At 64.2% G+C, this 16,138-nt stretch carries 17 protein-coding genes; 13 read left to right on the forward strand and 4 right to left on the reverse strand.

The annotated features are described in order from the left end of the window. Positions 1 to 23 precede the first annotated feature (23 nt). Positions 24 to 1,025: a type I glyceraldehyde-3-phosphate dehydrogenase gene (gene gap, locus E7681_RS06920; RefSeq protein WP_136338554.1), complete on the reverse strand. Its 1,002-nt coding sequence runs from the start codon at positions 1,023 to 1,025 to the stop codon at positions 24 to 26. 193 nt (positions 1,026 to 1,218) lie between these two features. On the opposite strand from gap, the gene E7681_RS06925 reads away from it, so the two are divergent. The 3 genes from E7681_RS06925 to menA all read left to right on the forward strand — a co-directional run bounded on the left by E7681_RS06925 (position 1,219) and on the right by menA (position 3,892). Further along, on the forward strand, positions 1,219 to 2,181 hold the full coding sequence (locus E7681_RS06925; RefSeq protein WP_136338555.1) for a DUF808 domain-containing protein: 963 nt from the start codon (positions 1,219 to 1,221) through the stop codon (positions 2,179 to 2,181). 71 nt (positions 2,182 to 2,252) lie between these two features. Continuing rightward, complete coding sequence (locus E7681_RS06930; RefSeq protein ID WP_211089773.1) at positions 2,253 to 3,005, forward strand: ubiquinone/menaquinone biosynthesis methyltransferase; 753 nt, start codon at positions 2,253 to 2,255, stop codon at positions 3,003 to 3,005. Continuing rightward, entirely contained in the window at positions 3,002 to 3,892 is an 891-nt protein-coding gene (gene menA, locus E7681_RS06935; RefSeq protein WP_136338556.1) for a 1,4-dihydroxy-2-naphthoate octaprenyltransferase, read from the forward strand. The genes E7681_RS06930 and menA overlap by 4 nt, the downstream gene beginning before the upstream one ends. Positions 3,893 to 3,980: 88 nt before the next feature. Here the strand turns inward: menA and E7681_RS06940 are convergent, their stop codons facing one another. Next, positions 3,981 to 4,445, reverse strand: coding sequence for a copper chaperone PCu(A)C (locus tag E7681_RS06940; protein ID WP_136338557.1), 465 nt, complete (start codon positions 4,443 to 4,445; stop codon positions 3,981 to 3,983). Positions 4,446 to 4,661: 216 nt separating this feature from the next. Between E7681_RS06940 and nosZ the strand changes: the two genes are divergently transcribed. From nosZ to E7681_RS06990, 10 genes are all read left to right on the forward strand, one after another. Next, positions 4,662 to 6,947 (forward strand): Sec-dependent nitrous-oxide reductase, encoded by a 2,286-nt coding sequence (gene nosZ, locus E7681_RS06945; RefSeq protein WP_136338558.1) that lies wholly within the window; start codon positions 4,662 to 4,664, stop codon positions 6,945 to 6,947. 74 nt (positions 6,948 to 7,021) lie between these two features. Beyond that, positions 7,022 to 7,672: a c-type cytochrome gene (locus E7681_RS06950; RefSeq protein WP_136338559.1), complete on the forward strand. Its 651-nt coding sequence runs from the start codon at positions 7,022 to 7,024 to the stop codon at positions 7,670 to 7,672. A 16-nt stretch (positions 7,673 to 7,688) separates the two neighbouring features. Further along, positions 7,689 to 8,399, forward strand: coding sequence for a c-type cytochrome (locus E7681_RS06955; RefSeq protein ID WP_211089774.1), 711 nt, complete (start codon positions 7,689 to 7,691; stop codon positions 8,397 to 8,399). Between the two features lie 65 nt (positions 8,400 to 8,464). Next, on the forward strand, positions 8,465 to 9,646 hold the full coding sequence (locus E7681_RS06960) for a hypothetical protein (RefSeq protein ID WP_211089775.1): 1,182 nt from the start codon (positions 8,465 to 8,467) through the stop codon (positions 9,644 to 9,646). A 3-nt stretch (positions 9,647 to 9,649) separates the two neighbouring features. After that, complete coding sequence (nosD, locus tag E7681_RS06965; RefSeq protein ID WP_136338561.1) at positions 9,650 to 10,933, forward strand: nitrous oxide reductase family maturation protein NosD; 1,284 nt, start codon at positions 9,650 to 9,652, stop codon at positions 10,931 to 10,933. Beyond that, positions 10,930 to 11,697 (forward strand): 4Fe-4S dicluster domain-containing protein, encoded by a 768-nt coding sequence (locus tag E7681_RS06970; protein WP_136338562.1) that lies wholly within the window; start codon positions 10,930 to 10,932, stop codon positions 11,695 to 11,697. The genes nosD and E7681_RS06970 overlap by 4 nt, the downstream gene beginning before the upstream one ends. Further along, on the forward strand, positions 11,694 to 12,671 hold the full coding sequence (locus E7681_RS06975; RefSeq protein ID WP_136338563.1) for a NapH/MauN family ferredoxin-type protein: 978 nt from the start codon (positions 11,694 to 11,696) through the stop codon (positions 12,669 to 12,671). The genes E7681_RS06970 and E7681_RS06975 overlap by 4 nt, the downstream gene beginning before the upstream one ends. 11 nt (positions 12,672 to 12,682) lie before the next feature. Further along, positions 12,683 to 13,546 carry an ATP-binding cassette domain-containing protein gene (locus E7681_RS06980; protein WP_136338564.1) on the forward strand — a complete coding sequence of 288 codons (864 nt, stop codon included), beginning with the start codon at positions 12,683 to 12,685 and terminating at the stop codon, positions 13,544 to 13,546. Position 13,547: 1 nt separating this feature from the next. Further along, positions 13,548 to 14,042 carry a nitrous oxide reductase accessory protein NosL gene (locus tag E7681_RS06985; protein ID WP_136338565.1) on the forward strand — a complete coding sequence of 165 codons (495 nt, stop codon included), beginning with the start codon at positions 13,548 to 13,550 and terminating at the stop codon, positions 14,040 to 14,042. A gap of 5 nt (positions 14,043 to 14,047) precedes the next feature. Continuing rightward, positions 14,048 to 14,932, forward strand: a complete 885-nt coding sequence (locus tag E7681_RS06990; RefSeq protein ID WP_136338566.1) for an ABC transporter permease — start codon at positions 14,048 to 14,050, stop codon at positions 14,930 to 14,932. Here E7681_RS06990 and E7681_RS06995 read toward each other — a convergent pair whose 3' ends face one another. Both E7681_RS06995 and E7681_RS07000 read right to left on the reverse strand, forming a co-directional pair. After that, on the reverse strand, positions 14,933 to 15,466 hold the full coding sequence (locus E7681_RS06995; RefSeq protein ID WP_136338567.1) for a TlpA disulfide reductase family protein: 534 nt from the start codon (positions 15,464 to 15,466) through the stop codon (positions 14,933 to 14,935). Continuing rightward, the gene (locus tag E7681_RS07000; protein WP_136338568.1) at positions 15,466 to 16,080 is read right to left on the reverse strand and encodes an SCO family protein; all 615 of its coding nucleotides are present in this window, start codon (positions 16,078 to 16,080) and stop codon (positions 15,466 to 15,468) included. The genes E7681_RS06995 and E7681_RS07000 overlap by 1 nt, the downstream gene beginning before the upstream one ends. Positions 16,081 to 16,138: the final 58 nt, after the last annotated feature.

A 16,138-nucleotide genomic window follows, 5' to 3' on the forward strand; every position in this document is an offset into this window, starting at 1 on the left:
CCCGAACTGTTCAACCGCAGGAATTACAGCAGTTTGCCCATGGCAACGGCCACGTCAGCCATCCGGCAGGAGAAGCCCCACTCGTTGTCGTACCAGGCCAGGATGCGGACCAGACGGCCGCCGATCACCTTGGTCTGGTCAGCCGCGAAGAACGAGCTTTCCGAGGTGTGGTTGAAATCGACCGAGACCAGTTTTTCCTCGGTGTAGCCCAGGATGCCTTTCATGGCGCCTTCGGAGGCTTCTTTCATGATGGCGTTCACGTCAGCTTCGGTCACGTCTTTCTGCGCGATGAAGGTCAGGTCCACGGCCGAGACGTTCGGGGTGGGGACGCGCACGGCCGAGCCGTCCAGCTTGCCTTTCAGCGCGGGCAGCACTTCGCCCAGGGCCTTGGCGGCGCCGGTCGAGGTCGGGATCATCGACATGGCCGCAGCGCGGGCGCGGTACAGGTCCTTGTGGCGGCGGTCCAGGGTCGGCTGGTCGCCGGTATAGGCGTGGATCGTGGTCATGATGCCCGATTCAATGCCGATCGCGTTGTGCAGAACCTTGGCCACCGGGGCCAGGCAGTTGGTGGTGCACGACCCGTTCGAGATCATCACGTCGCCCTTGGCCAGCTCTTCGTCGTTGACGCCCATGACGATGGTTTTCTGCACGTTCTTGGCAGGGGCCGAGATCAGCACCGACTTGGCGCCGCGTTCCAGGTGTTTCTTGGCCTTTTCACCGTCATTGAAGTTGCCGGTGCATTCCAGCACGACATCGACGCCCGACCAGTCCAGCTCGTCCATGTTGTAGGTCGACTGCACCTCGAACGCGCCGCGGCCCATGTCCATCGTGCCCTCGCCGATTGTCACGGTGCCGGGGAAACGGCCGTGGACCGAGTCGTAGCGGATCAGGTGCGCCGCAGTGTCCAGCGGGCCGGTGGCGTTGATCTTGACCACTTTGATGTCTTCGCGCGCGCTTTCGGCGATGTGCGAAAGCGTGCAACGGCCAATACGGCCAAATCCGTTGATGGCGACGGTGATGGTCATGATGCAACTCCTGAAGCGAATGAATTCGGGGGCCGTATAGCCCCCCAAAGCCGCGTTCGGAAGGTGAAACTTACTACGAAACAAGGGTGTTAGCGCAAAACCTGTCTGGTTGCGCTAACGATTTGGTGGCAATCGGCCTTGTTCAGCCGGAACCAATGGCTAGATTGGGGGCAACCGAACGGCGAGGTGTGGTATGAGCGGTCTTCTGGCCCTGTTGGACGATGTGGCGGGGATCGCCAAAGTGGCGGCGGCCAGCGTGGATGACGTGGCGGCGGCGGCAGGCAAAGCCGGGGCCAAAACGGCGGGCGTGCTGATCGACGACGCGGCGGTGACGCCGAAATACGTCGCCGGGTTTGCACCGGCGCGCGAATTGCCGATCATCTGGAAGATCACGCGCGGTTCGCTGTTCAACAAGATCGTGATCCTGCTGCCGCTGGCGTTGCTGCTGTCGAATTTCGCGCCCTGGCTGATCACGCCGCTGCTGATGCTGGGCGGTTCGTACCTGTGTTTCGAGGGCGCCGAGAAGATCTTTCACGCGCTGTTCCCGCATGGCGACGCCTATGTCGAGGCAGACATGGAAGACAAGGATCCCTCGCATCTGGAAGAGCAGAAGGTCGCCGGTGCGATCAAGACCGACTTCATCCTGTCCGCCGAGATCATGACCATCGCCCTGTCCACGATCGAGGCCAGCAACATCTACATGGAGGCGGCGACGCTGGCCGTTGTCGGCGTGATGATCACCGTGGTGGTCTATGGCACCGTCGCGCTGATCGTGAAGATGGACGATGTCGGTTTGTTCATGGCGCAGCGGTCCCGAACGGGCGTTGGCCGCGGAATCGGGCGGGGGCTGGTCAAGGGGATGCCGCGGCTGATGTATGTGCTCTCGGTCGTGGGGACGGCGGCGATGCTGTGGGTCGGCGGCTCGATCGTGATCCACGGGCTGCACGAAATGGGGATGCACCACCCGTACGAGGACATCCATCACCTGGCCGAGATTGCCGCCCATGCCGTGCCGGCACAGGCCGCTGGCGCTGTCAGCTGGGCGGTGACGGCGCTGTGCGACGGCGTTCTGGGGCTGCTGTTTGGCTTTGTCCTGATCCCGATTGCGACCCGCATCGCCGGCCCCGTGATCGGCGCGGTTACCGGAAAGCGTTGATTTGATTATTGTCAAAACACGGCACGTCGCCGCGTGATAGCCAAGGCGCGAGACCTACGAAAGGACGCGCCATGGAACGAGCCTCCAGCCTGGATGAGATGCGGACAAGTTTTGGCCGCCAGACGGTAGAGCAGACCGACCGCCGCGACGAGGTGCAGGCGTTGTTCAACCGCATCGCCCCGCGCTATGACCTGATGAACGACCTGATGAGCTTTGGCACGCACCGGCTGTGGAAACGCACGGTGATCCGGCGGGCGCTGGCGCATCTGGGCGCGGTGCCGGGGGCGTTGCTTGACGTGGCCGGGGGCACGGGCGATCTGGCGATTGTGCTGCGCGCGGCCCAGCCGATGCGGCAGGTCGTGGTCGTGGACCCCTCCGAAGGGATGCTGGAACAGGCCCGTCTGCGCGCGGGCGACACGCTGGATTACGTCCAGGCGCCGGGCGAGGATCTGCCCTTTCCCGACAATGCCGCGGCGCTGGTCACCCTGTCCTTCGGGCTGCGCAACATGGCCGATCCGGCGCAGGGCCTGCGCGAGGTTGCCCGGGTGCTGCAACCGGGCGGTCATCTGGTTCTGCTGGAATTTTCCAAGCCAGATCCGTGGTTTGCGCCGTTCTACGGCTTGCATGCGCGCTATGTGATCCCGCGTCTGGGGGCGATGGTGGCGCAGGATCGCGGCGCCTATCAATACCTGGTCGAGTCGATCGACAAGTTCCCCGCCCGCGCCGAAATGGCGGCTGAAATCGCCGCTGCAGGGCTGGAGATGGTCGAGGAGCGCGCCTTTGTCTTCGGCGTCGCCCGGATGCAAATCGCGAGGAAGCCATGACCGCCACTCAGACCCGATCCCGACTGGCGGCGCTGCCCAAACCCGCGCTGTGGATCATCGCGGCACGGTTCAAAACCGTCAGCCTGTCGCTGATGCCGGTGCTGGCCGGAAGTTGGCTGGCGGCGGGGCAGGGGACATGGCGGGTGGACGTTTCGCTGGCGGCGATGCTGGCGGCGGCGGCGATCCAGGTGGGGACGAACCTTTGGAATGACGCGGCGGATGCGGCGAGCGGGGTGGACCGTGACGACCGGCTTGGCCCGCCGCGCATGACCGCTTTGGGGCTGCTGGATGGCGCCTCGGTCCGGCGCGGGGCGCTGGCGGCGTTCGGAATAGCCGTGCTGGCGGGCCTCTATCTGGTGGCCCTTGGCGGCTGGCCGATCATCGCGATCGGGCTGGCGTCGCTGGCCTTTGGCTACCTCTATTCGATGGGGCCGTTTCCGATGTCCGGCCTGCCGTTCGGAGAGCTGCTGGTCATCCTGTTCTTCGGCCTGGTGGCCGTGTCCGGCACCGCATACCTACAAGATGTGGATCCGCTTGCGCCACAGACACTAGCCCTTGGGTTGGTGATCGGGTTGCCCGCGGCGGCCGTTCTGATGCTGAACAACCACCGCGACCGCGCGCAGGATGCGCGGGCGGGGCGGCGGACGCTGGCTATTCTGCTGGGGCAGACGGGCGCGCGGATGGTGTATTTCGGCCTGCTGTTGGGGGCTTTGGCGCTGGCCGGGGCGATGTGGCCGGGCTGGACGCTGCTGCCTGCGGGCGCGCTGGCGCTGTGGCTGGGTCATGCGATGTGGCACTGGCCGGTTTCGGCGCGTCTGAACAGCCTGCTGGCGCAGACGGCGGGGTTCCAGATGCTGCTGCTGGCCGGTGTGGTGACAGCTGGTTAACCCGCGAAATTGTAAGATTCTCGGGCAAAACCGTACGCAAGAAAAAGGCCACCCGACGGGGTGGCCTTTGACGTTTCAACGACCGGGCTCAGTTCATCGCGCCGGGGGCCTTGACGGGCAGCGAGAGCGGAACCTCGCCCGCCTGTTCGAAGATCAGGGTGACGGGGACGGTGGCACCCTCGGTCAGGGGGGTGGTCAGGCCGATCAGCATCAGGTGCAGGCCGCCGGGTTTCAGAACGGCCTCGCCGCCGGCGGGGATGTCGATCGCCTCGACCCGGCGCATTTTCATCATGCCGTTGTCATGGATGTGGGTGTGCAGCTCGGGTTGGGTGCAGTTGGGCGAGCTGAAGCCGATCAGCCGGTCCGCGCCCCCACGCGAGCGGATCGTCATGAAGGCGGCCCCGGCCTGGGCGACCTTGGGCGAAGCGCGGGTAAAGCCGCCGGAGATGTCGAGCGTGTCGGTCTGGGCCTGCTGCGCAAAACCCGGAAGGGCGGGGGCGGCACACAGGGCGGACAGGGACAGCACAGCTGCGCGGCGGGAGAATGTTCTCATTTCAACCTCTGATCTGGAACGTGGTTGGCCGCAGCTTTTGCCGAAAGGAACATCCACGCCTTAACATTTGTCAAGGAGCCACCCCCCGATTCCATGAGACCACACGCGTGGCGCAGATCATTGGACCGACTGTGCCCACAGGAGGGCGAAGTGTTCGTGGGACCGAACATGCCGCCAGAGACGCGTTTGAAAACGGTCATGATACGAGAGGGAAACATGGTGAATACCATTCAGAAACGCCTGCTTATGGCGACCACTGCGGTCGGCATGCTGGCAACGGGGGCCTCTGCCGAGACGCTGGACCAAGTGATGGCCCGCCGCGGGCTGACCCAACAAGACTTGGTTTCCGCGGCAAAGACTTATACGCCGACCGGCGGCCGCGATGAATTCATTGTCTTCTCGTCCGGCGGTCAGTCGGGCCAGATCATGGTGTATGGCGTTCCGTCCATGCGCATTCTGAAATACGTTTCGGTGTTTACGCCCGAACCCTGGCAAGGCTACGGGTTCGACGAAGAGTCGAAGGCCATCCTGGAACAGGGCAAGGTCGACGGCCGCGAAATCCACTGGGGCGACACCCACCACCCGGCCATCACCGAGACCAACGGTGACGTGGACGGCGAATACCTGTTCATCAACGACAAATCCGCGCCCCGTGTGGGCGTTGTGTCGTTGCATGACTTCGAGACCCAGCAGATCGTCGTGAACCCGATCCTGCAATCCGAACACGGCGGCACCTTCGTGACCCCGAACTCGGAATACGTGATCGAAGCCGCGCAATATCCGGGTGTTCTGGGCCGTGGCTACGCGCCGCTGAGCCAGTTCAACGAGAAGTTCCGGGGCGCTGTCACCTATTGGAAGTTCAACCGCGAGAAGGGCCGCATCGAGCCGGAAAACTCGTTCTCGCTGGAACTGCCGCCGTATAGCCAGGACTTGTCGGACGCCGGTAAGCTGGTGTCGGATGGCTGGTCGTTCACCAACTCGTTCTGCGCCGAGCGTTACGTCGGCGGGATCGAAAGCGGTCGCCCGCCGTTCGAGGCTGGCTGCTCGCAGAACGACACCGACTATCTGCACATCATCAACTGGAAGAAGGCCGAAGAGGTCTACAAGGCCGGCAAGGTCACCATGATCAATGACCACCCGGTCATCACCATGGAAACCGCGATCGCCGAAGGCCTGGTCTATCTGGTCGCCGAACCGAAATCGCCGCACGGCGTGGACGTGTCGCCGGATGGTAAATACATCATCGTCGGTGGCAAGCTGGACACGCAGGGCTCGGTCTACTCGTTCGAGAAGATCATGGCCGCTGTCGACGCCAAGAAGTTTGCGGGCACCGACCCCTATGGCATCCCCGTGATCGCCATGGAGGATGCGCTCCACAAGCAGGTTCCGCTGGGTCTGGGTCCGCTTCATACCCAGTATGACAGCAAGGAATGCGTGGTCTACACCTCGCTGTACGTGGACAGCCAGGTTGCCAAGTGGGACTATTGCGAAGGCAAGGTTCTGGACAAGATCTCGATCCACTACAACATCGGCCACCTGGTGGCGATGGAAGGCGAGACCGTCAATCCGAAGGGCAAGTACCTGATCTCGCTCAACAAGCTGGCAATCGACCGGTTCAACCCGGTGGGTCCGCTGCACCCGCAAAACCACCAGCTGATCGACATCTCGGGCGACAAGATGGAGCTGCTCTATGACATGCCCGTCCCGCTGGGCGAGCCGCACTACGCCACCGCGATCTCGGCTGAAAAGCTGAAGCCGCTGGTGCGCTACAAGTACGGCACCAACAGCCGGACCGGCGAACGCCACGAGGGCGCAGTGCGTCCGGGCCAAGAGCGCATCGAGCGTGACGGCACCAACGTCAAGGTCTACATGACCGCGATCCGGTCGCACTTCACCCCCGAGATCATCGAGGTCAACGAAGGCGACACCGTCGAGTTCATCATCACCAACTCGGAACGGGCCGAGGACGAAACCCACGGTTTCGCCGTCTCGACCTATGACGTGAACCTGTCGCTGGAACCGGGCAAGACCGCAACCGCGAAGATCGTCGCCGACAAACCCGGTGCGTTCTCGTTCTACTGCACCGAGTTCTGCTCGGCGCTGCACCTGGAGATGACCGGCTTCCTGATGGTCAAACCCAAGGGCTACGTCGATGCTGACGCGGGTGCCGTGACCGAGGGTCAGGCCTACACCAAGGCCGATTACGACAAGCAGGTCGCCAACAACGTGGCCACGCAGGAAGTGATCGACTCGGTGGTCGTCTACATCACCCAGCGCAACTATGACGCCTTCCCCGAAGTCGTCAGCCTGGTGGAAGACGCGACCGACCAGCTGAACTTTGCCGCTGAAGCCAAGGCCAAGTCCGAGGAAGCAGCCGCCAAGGAAGACTGGCAGAACGCGACCCTGTGGGCCGGCCAGTGGTGGCAGTACCAGGTGAAGGCCGCGGATATCGGTCTGCGCGCCAAGACCTTCCTGGACGAGCACGGCGCCGTCAAGAAGTAAGCAATGTTGGGCGGCAGCATCAGCTGCCGCCCGCATCCCCCTGCAAACATTCACTTATTCGCAAGGAAATCGCCATGCGACCGACCACCAAACTCCTTCTGGCTGCCGTGATGGCGCTGGCCGCGCTGCCGGCTGCGGCTGATCCGGTGAAGGACGGCAAGAAGGTGTACATGACCAAGACCTGTATGGCCTGTCACGGTAAGGGCGGCGGAAAGCCGGTCATGACTTACCCCGCGCTGGCCGGACAGAACGAGAAATACCTGCAGCAGCAGTTGCAGGACATCAAGGCAGGCAAGCGCGTCGGCTCGGTCGATCCGGCAACGGGGCACCCGTTCGTCCAGGGCATGACCGATATCATGCACCTTGTGGATGAGACCGACATCAAGAACGTCGCCAAGTACCTGTCCGCGCAAGACCCCGCCGCCCCCAAACCGCTGGACCCCGCGCCCTCGGCCGAGGAGCTGGCTGCCGGTGAGGCCGCGTACAAGGGGCTGGGCTGCAAGGCCTGCCACGGCAATGACGGGCTGAAGCCCTCGAACAAGGCGTATCCGTTCCTGGCCGGTCTGAACCGCGATTACCTGATCCGCGCCATGACCGAGATGCGCGAAGGCGAGCGCACCAACGGCAAGTCCAAGATGATGTTCGGAACGATCAAGAAAGCAAGCGACGAAGATATCGCCGCGATGGCCACTTGGCTGTCGCAGGTGGATCGCTCGGCCAAGTGAGATGAAAGGAATAACCATGAAAAAGGCACTTCTCTCTACCGTGTTCCTGGCGCTGGCGATGCCGGTGATGGCCGGTGAAAAAGTCGACACCAGTTCCTGGAACCAGGGTGGCGGCGAGCAGGACGAGGCCCTGCACCTGACCCCGGATCACCAGAACGGGATCGACACCTACGAGGTGTGCTCGGCCTGTCACCAGCTGAACGGCTGGGGTCTGACAGACGGTACCTTCCCGCAGATCGCGGGGCAGCACTTCAACGTCACCATCAAGCAGTTGGCCGACATCCGCGCGCTGAACCGCGACAACCCGACCATGTACCCGTTCGCACTGCCGTCGGAAATCGGCGGGGCGCAGTCCATCGCGGACGTGGCGGCCTATATCGAAAAACTGCCGATGAACCCGGAAAACGGCGTTGGTGCCGGGGATGATCTGGAGCTGGGCGAAAAGCTGTACAAGGACAACTGCGTGCGCTGCCACGGCGAGACCGGCGAGGGCAACAACGAGAAGTTCTATCCGCGTATCCACGGCCAGCACTACAACTACCTGGTCCGCCAGTACCAGTGGATCAAGGAAGGCAAGCGCCGCAACGCCAACCCGGACATGGTGCAGCAGATCCAGACCTTTACCGACCGCGATACCAAGGCTGTGCTGGACTATGTCTCGCGTCTGCGTCCGCCGGCCGAGATGGTGGCAGAACCCGGTTGGGTGAACCCCGATTTCGACTGGTAAACCCGGTTGCGCGGGCGGCGGTTTCCCGCCCGCGCCAAACTTCTAAACAATAAGGATTTGTTCCCATGAACAAGGCCTCGCCCGACCGCCGCGGTATCACGTACCGCGTACTGACCCTTGTTGCCGTTTTCCTGATCGGCTTTGCCTTTGTCTCGCCGGGCTGGTGGGTGTCGCTGACCGCCCCCAACTATCCCGAGGCGACCTTCCCGCAGGGGATCCGCATCCTGTTCCACATGGACTCGGTCCGTAACGGCTGTGACATCCGCGCCAGCCAGGAAGTCGAAGAGACCGAGGCGCTGGATTGCGTCCACGAGATGGACACGATCAACCACTATGTCGGCATGTACCCGATTGCCTCGGGCGGGCCGGTGGAAAAGGCGTTCTCGCCCTTCCTGTTCGCGATGATCGTGGTGATGGCGCTGGCCTTTGCCGCCCCCGGACGCACCGCGCGGGTCGTGGTGTCGGTCGCCGGGTATGGTGCGATCGGGGCCTGGATGTGGCTGGCTGTTTATGGCGAAAATGGCGTGTCATTGCACACGACGGGCTATCTGAAGGGTCTGGTCGTGTCGCTGGGGCAGGACGGATCCGAAAAGGTGGATGACAGCAACCTGTCGCCCATCGTGAAGATGCTGCGCGAGTCGCTGGCCGAAAGCGAGGCCAAGGAGCAGGCAGAGGTCGCCGAGACCGACGACCGCCAGGCGCTGTTGGACAACCTGCGGGCCAACTACAACATCGACAACAACAAGCTGCCGGCCGCCCAGCAAGAGGCGTGGAACGGCTCGATCATGCAGGTGTTCAAGTGGCACTACTCGAAGTCGCTGGCGCGCTGGTTCAACGAGCCCGAGCGCAACGAGCCGCTGGTCGCCACGATGACGACGGTTGCGAATATCCTGTTCGTCGCGGTGCTGGGCTTCATGGCGCTGATGGTTGCCGCCGCGCTGCGCGCCGACAAGATCTGGTACTGGCTGCTGGTGCTGGCGCCGCTGGCGCTGCCGGTGGGCTTTCTGGCGGAATATGCCGGCTGGCTGTGGTGGTACGGCCATAGCCTGAACGAGATGGGCGCCTTCACGCTGAAACCGTTCATGCCGACCGTGCTGGGCGACGGCAAGGTGGCGCAGTTCACCACCCACTCTTACCCGGCGCAGGGGTTCTACCTGATGCTGGCCTCTTCGGCGCTGCTGGCGCTGGCCGCGCTGATCCGCGCCAAGCAGCTGCGCCTGTCCGGTGATCAAGCAAAACGGATGTAAGCCATGCGTCTGATCGCGCTGATCCTGATCCTGTGCGGTTCCTGGGGGGTGGCCTTGGCCGAAACCCTGCAGGAACGGCTGGACGCCGCCCCCGAAGGCGCCGAGATCGTGCTGGAGCCGGGTGTGCATATGGGCCCGCTGGTCATCACCAAGTCGGTGGTGCTGGACGGGCAGGGCGTGGCCGTCATCGACGGCGGTGGGCAGGGCACGGTCGTGACCCTGGCCGCCAGCGGGGCCACGCTGAAGAACCTGACCATCCGCAACTCGGGCCGGCTGCACAACAAGGTCGATGCCGGGCTGCGGATCAAGGGCAACTTCAACGTGATCCGCGACGTGCGGATCGAAAACAGTCTGTTCGGCCTGGACCTGTCGCAGGCCAGCAATAACGTGATCCGGCGCAACTACATCAGCTCGAAGGACATGCCGCTGGAGATGCGCGGGGATTCCGTGCGGATCTGGTACTCGGACGACAACGTGTTCGAGCATAACCACATCGAGCACAGCCGCGACATCGTGATCTGGTACAGCGAAGGCAACAAGCTGCAGGACAACCGCATCCAGCACGGCCGCTATGGCATCCACTTCATGTACGCCCACAAGAATTTCGTCGAACGGAACGAGATTTCGGACTGCGTGGTGGGCGTATTCATGATGTACGCCAACGACATCACCGTGCGCGGCAACCAGATCCTGCGGGCCTGGGGCGCGTCGGGGATGGGCGTGGGGTTCAAGGAGACCTCGGGCGCGATCGTCGAGGACAACCTGATCCTGGGCAACGCGGTGGGCATCTACCTGGACCCGTCGCCGTGGGACCCGGACCGCACCAACGAGTTCCGCCGCAACCAAATCGCCTATAACGGCGTCGGGGTGGAGTTTCACACCGATTGGGTGGGCAACAACTTCGCCGAGAACAACTTCCTGTCGAACTTCACGCAAGTGTCGGTGCGCGGGCGCGGGACGGCGCTGCGCGAGGGCTGGAACGGCAATCACTGGGACGATTACGCCGGGCTGGACCGTGATGGCGACGGCGTGGGCGACACCCCGCACGAGATTTTCATGTATGCCGACCGGCTGTGGATGGACCTGCCTCCGGCGGCGTTCTTCCGGGGCGGGCTGGCCCTGTCGGCGCTGGATTTCGTCGAGCGTCTGGCCCCCTTCACCGAACCGCGCCTGCTGGTGCGCGAAGAGCGCCCGCTGGTCGACATGGTGGACCACGCCGCCGCGCGCACGGAAACCGCGCCCCAGGCAGGCAAACCGAAATCCGCATTGGAGCTGCTGACACAATGAGCAAGACCGCAGACACTCCGAAGAAACCGCGGCTGACCCGGCGCGAGCTGGAACGCCGCCGGATGCTGATCCGCACGATGGCATTGGGCGTGGCCGCGGTCTCGGCCGGGCTGATCGGCTGGTATCCGGTTTATAAGAAGGTGTTCGACCGGCTGCGCCCGCCCGGTGCGCTGGACGAGGACGAATTCCTGGCCGCCTGCATCAAATGCGGCCAATGCGTGCAGGTCTGCCCGGTCGAGGCGATCAAGCTGGCCGATGGCGACGAAGGTTACGGGCTGGGCGTGCCCTATATCGACGCGCGGGCGCAGGCCTGTGACTTTTCTTGCGACGCCGTGCAATGCGTGCTGGCCTGCCCGACGGGCGCGCTGAGCCACCTGATCGCCAAGAAGGAAGAGGTCACGATGGGGTTCGCCCGTCTGGCCCGCCCCGAGGCGTGCCTGGCGATGAAGGGGCTGGGCTTCACCGGTCTGGCGCGCGGCGACGATTTCCCCGGCCTGCTGCGCTATGAGGAAATCGACCGCTGGGAGCCGCAACCCGTGGCCAGCCACCCCTACGAGCTGGAGATCTGCGATCTGTGCGTGCGCGAATGCCCGATCGAGGGGGCGATCACGCTGGAACCCTTGTCCATTGATTATCAGGACAAACGCCGCGTGCCGACGATCCACAAATCCTGCGTCGGCTGCGGCACCTGCGAGATGATCTGCCCGGCCGAACCGGCAGCCATCGTCATCGACACCGAACTGGCATTGGAGGCATCGGCATGAAGTGGTTCCTGCACAAACTGGCGATGATGTTCGGCGCCGATCCGCGCCGCCCAAGCGCGGACGAGGAAACCGACGCCGCCCGCGCCATGAAGGCGCTGAAGAAAACCCCCGATGAGGTCGCCAAGCGCAAGGCCCTGATCGCGGACGAGCATGAGAACCCGCAGTTCAGCCATAAATGGCGGAACTTGCGCTGGGTCTCGATCATCGTGATCAACGCGCTGTTCGTGATCTCGTTCGCGTGGGACGTGCAGCTGGTCGAAGGCTCGATGAGTGCGTCGCGGTTCCTGGGCTTCCACATGGCCGACCCGAACGCGGCGCTGCAGGTGATGCTGGCCTTCAAAGAGGTGATGCTGAACCTGGTCATCGGCACCGTCACCGTGATCGCGCTGTGGTGGATCGTGGGTGGGCGGGCGTTCTGCGCCTGGGCCTGCCCCTATCACCTGCTGGCCGAATGGGCCGAGGCGATTCACCTGTTCCTGGCCCGTCGCGGCTGGGTCAAGGACCACCCGTTCCACCGCGGCCTGCGCCTGGTGCTGTGGGTGATCTTCATGATCCTGGCCTTTGCGACCGGCTATACCGTGTTCGAATACATCAACCCGGTGGGCATCGTCAGCCGCGCGCTGATCTACGGGCCGACCGTGGCGATCATCTGGGTGATTTTCCTGCTGGGGGTCGAGATTTTCTTCTCGCGCCGGTTCTGGTGCCGCTACGTCTGCCCGATTGGCCTGACTTATGGCATCACCGGGGCGGTCGCACCGATCCAGATCAAATACGATTTGGAAAAATGCCTGCATGAAGGGGAATGCCGGGCCGTGTGTCTGGTGCCCCATGTGCTGGAGATCACCAAGATGGGCTATGCGCAGGACGAGGTGGAATTCATCGGGCCAGACTGCACGCGGTGCGGGCTGTGCGTGGATGTCTGCCCGCAGAACGCGCTGAGCTTTGCCGTGCGTGGGCTGGACAAGATTATCTGAGGAGACGCGTCATGATCACCATCGACCGCCTGACCAAACGCTTTGACCGCCGCGCCGTGCTGGACGAGCTGACGCTGAGCATCGACGCGGGCGACCGGATCGCTCTGATCGGTTCGAACGGGGCGGGTAAGACCACGCTGTTCCGCTGCTTGCTGGGGCATTACGGGCACGGTGGCTCGGTCGGGTTCGAGGGCACGTCGGGCAAGCGCCGCGATGCGCGGGCGCTGGCGCGGATCGCCTTTGTGCCGCAGCTGCCGCCGCCCCTGCGGATGCCGGTGGGCGAGTTGCTGACCTTTGCCGAGAAGGGCGCAGGCGCCAGTCGCGCCCGTATGGACGAGATCGCGGGCAAGCTGGGCATTGATCTGGACGAGGTGCGCCGCCGCCCGTTCTATCGCCTGTCGGGCGGGCAGAAGCAGAAGATCCTGGTGACGGTCGCGCTGGGGCGCGATGCCGATCTGATGATCTTTGACGAACCGGCCGCCAACCTGGACCCGGCCGCACGGGCGGTGTTCATCGACCTGCTGGCGGAACGGCGCGATGCCTCGATGCTGATCGCCAGCCACCGGCTGGAGGAGGTCGCCCCGCTGGTCAACCGCGTGATCGAGCTGGATCGCGGCCGCGTCGTGCTGGACGACAACCTGCGTGATCGTTTGCGCGCGGGCGACTTCCGTCAGGCGCTGATCGTGCTGAGCGCGCCGCACGCCCCGCTGACCCAGGCACTGGAGGGGTGGGGTTTTCGCTCTGACGCCACGGGCACGCGGTTTTCCGGCCCGGTCCCCAGCGCCGAGACGTTTCGCTTCCTGGGCCTGCTGGCCCGCTATGGCAGCCTGATCGAGCAAATGACGCTGGAGCAGGTGCCGGAAAGGGTGTTCTGACATGTGCCGCCACCACCACCATACCCGCCGCGCCACGCTGGCCCTGCTGGCCGCCACGCCGTTCCTGTCCGCCTGCAAGGCCGAGGCCGCCGGCCCCGAGGACATCCGCTGGGGCCGCGAAGTGTGCGAAATTTGCGGCATGATCATCTCGGATCCGGGCTATGCCTCGGAAATCCGGGGGGGACCGGACCGTAAGCTGGTGAAATTCGACGATATCGGCGATGCGATCAACTGGCTGAAGGAACAGCCGTGGAAGGACGACCCGAGCATCGAGTTCTGGGTGCGCGACTATGGCACCCGGCAGGATTGGCTGGACGCGCGGCAGGCGCATTACCAGCGGGGCGTGATCTCGCCCATGGATTACGGGTTCGCGGCGCTGTCGGCACCGTCCACGGATTCGATCAGTTTCGAAGAAATGCGCCGCGATGTGCTGGCCAGGGGGTTGACCTGGCGCTGCATTCCGGGCGGAGAAGACGGGGAGGGACATAAAGGATGAACGCCATGAGCACCGACCCGTTTACGCCACTGCCCAGCACCCGTAGTGCAGGCCCCGTGCCGCGCACCGGCGTGTCGCTGATCCTGCGGCTGGAGCTGTCGGAATCGCTGCGCTCGCGCTGGTTCCATTTCTATTCGTTGGTCGTGGTGGGGCTGATGCTGCTGCTGATCACCACCGGCATTTCCGAAAGCCGCGTGCTGGGCTTTACCGGCCTGTCGCGCCTGCTGGTCAGCTATATCCAGATCGCGATGGCGGTGCTGCCGCTGTTCATCATCGTGACGACCGCGCGGTCCATGGTGGGTGACCGTGAGGCGGGCAACCTGGAATACATGCTGGCCTTTCCGGTCTCGCTGACGACCTGGTACTGGGGGCGGTTCCTGGCGCGGCTGGTGCTGGTGCTGGCCCCGGTGGGCGTGGCGCTGATCGTCGCCGGTGTTTACGGCATGGCGATGGGCCATGCGGTGCCGTGGTGGCATATCGGCCTGTATTCGGGGCTGATCGCCGCGCTGGCGACGTGTTTCCTGGGGCTGGGCTTCCTGATCTCGGCCTGGTCGCGGTCCACCGAGGTGGCGCTGGGGGCCAGCCTGCTGATCTGGCTGCTGCTGGTGGCGCTGTTGGACCTGTTGCTGCTGTCGGTGCTGATCCAGCAGCGGGTGTCCTCGGACCTGGTGATCGGGATTGCGCTGGCGAACCCGTTGCAGGCGTTCCGCACCGCCTCGATGATCCTGTTCGATCCGCAGCTGATCCTGCTGGGGCCGTCGTCCTATGTCATCCTCGATAACTTCGGGGTGAATGGCTATGTCGCCTGGGCGATGGGCTATCCGGTGGCGCTGGGTTTGGCGCTGGCAGGGCTGGGGTTCTGGCGCTTCCGCAAAAGCGATCTGGTCTGATCAGAGCAGAGATGTAAGCCACGACAGGGTGGGGGCGTCATCCCAGACGGCCTCGCCCGAGACGAGGGAGAGCGTGTGGCTGTCCCGACCGATCACGAAGACCGAGGGCAACAGCTCGGTATCCAGCACGGCCTTCAGGTTTTCGCCGTCCCCCATCAGCACAGGCAGGTTGTCGATGCCCAGACGGGTGTAGAACTTGCGCACGGCGTTCGGGCCGCGCCAGTCAAAGGCCAGCGGCAGCACGGTGGGCCCCTCGGGGCCCAGTTGCGCGGCAAGGCGCGACAGGGTGGGCAGTTCGCGCTGGCAGGGCACGCACCACGGCCCCCAGAGCGGCAGGACCAGCACCGAGCCGGCCCAGTCGGACAGCGGGCGGGTCTGGCCCTCAGCATCCGTCAGTTTCAGCAAAGAGGCGTCGCGCGGGGGCTGCACCGGGCGGGCGCGGCTGGCGGCAGAGGCAGCGCCCTCCGCAAACGCAAAATCCGGCCGGGCGCAAAGCGCGCCCAGACCGGCCACAAGCCCGCGACGAGAGATCATCACCCGTTGCCGCCTTCGACGGCCATGATGCTGCGCATGTCGGCGGCCATATCCTCGGCGGCGACGCCATGCGGGTAGCGTTTGATCAGCATCCCCGCCGGGTCCAGAAACGCCATCGAGGCGGTGTGATCCATCGTATAGAGATCCGGGCGCGCCGGGTCCGAGATGTTTTTCTGGTAGCGCGCGTTGAACACTTTGACCATGTGGTCGGTATAGGCCTTTGGCCCGCGCAGCCCGACGATCCGCTTGTCGAAGAAGGCCAGGTATTCCTGCAGCAGCTTGGCGGTGTCCTGTTCGGGATCGACGGTGACGAAAACCGGGGTCAGCTTGTCGGCATCCTCGCCCAGCAGCTCCAGCGCGTCGGCCATGGTGGACAGCGAGGTCGGGCAGACGTCAGGGCAGCCGGTATAACCGAAATAGACCAGCAGGAAACGGCCCTGGAAATCCTCGTTCGTGACGGCGTTGCCATAGAGGTCTTCCATCATGTAGCGGCGGGGGCGTTCGTCGTTCATCGCCTCGGCCGCGCCCGGTTCCAGATCGGCGTGCTGGGCCCAGGCATAGGGGGCGGCGAGCGCCGCGAATGCGGTGGTCAGGAACAGGCGGCGGTTGAACATGATCGGTCCTTTCTTGGCTTGGGCAGACCTTACGCGCAAAGAAACCCGACGCCTTGAC

Origin of the sequence: Thalassobius vesicularis, from assembly GCF_004799325.1 — a bacterium.
GTDB classification, from domain to species: domain Bacteria; phylum Pseudomonadota; class Alphaproteobacteria; order Rhodobacterales; family Rhodobacteraceae; genus Thalassobius; species Thalassobius vesicularis.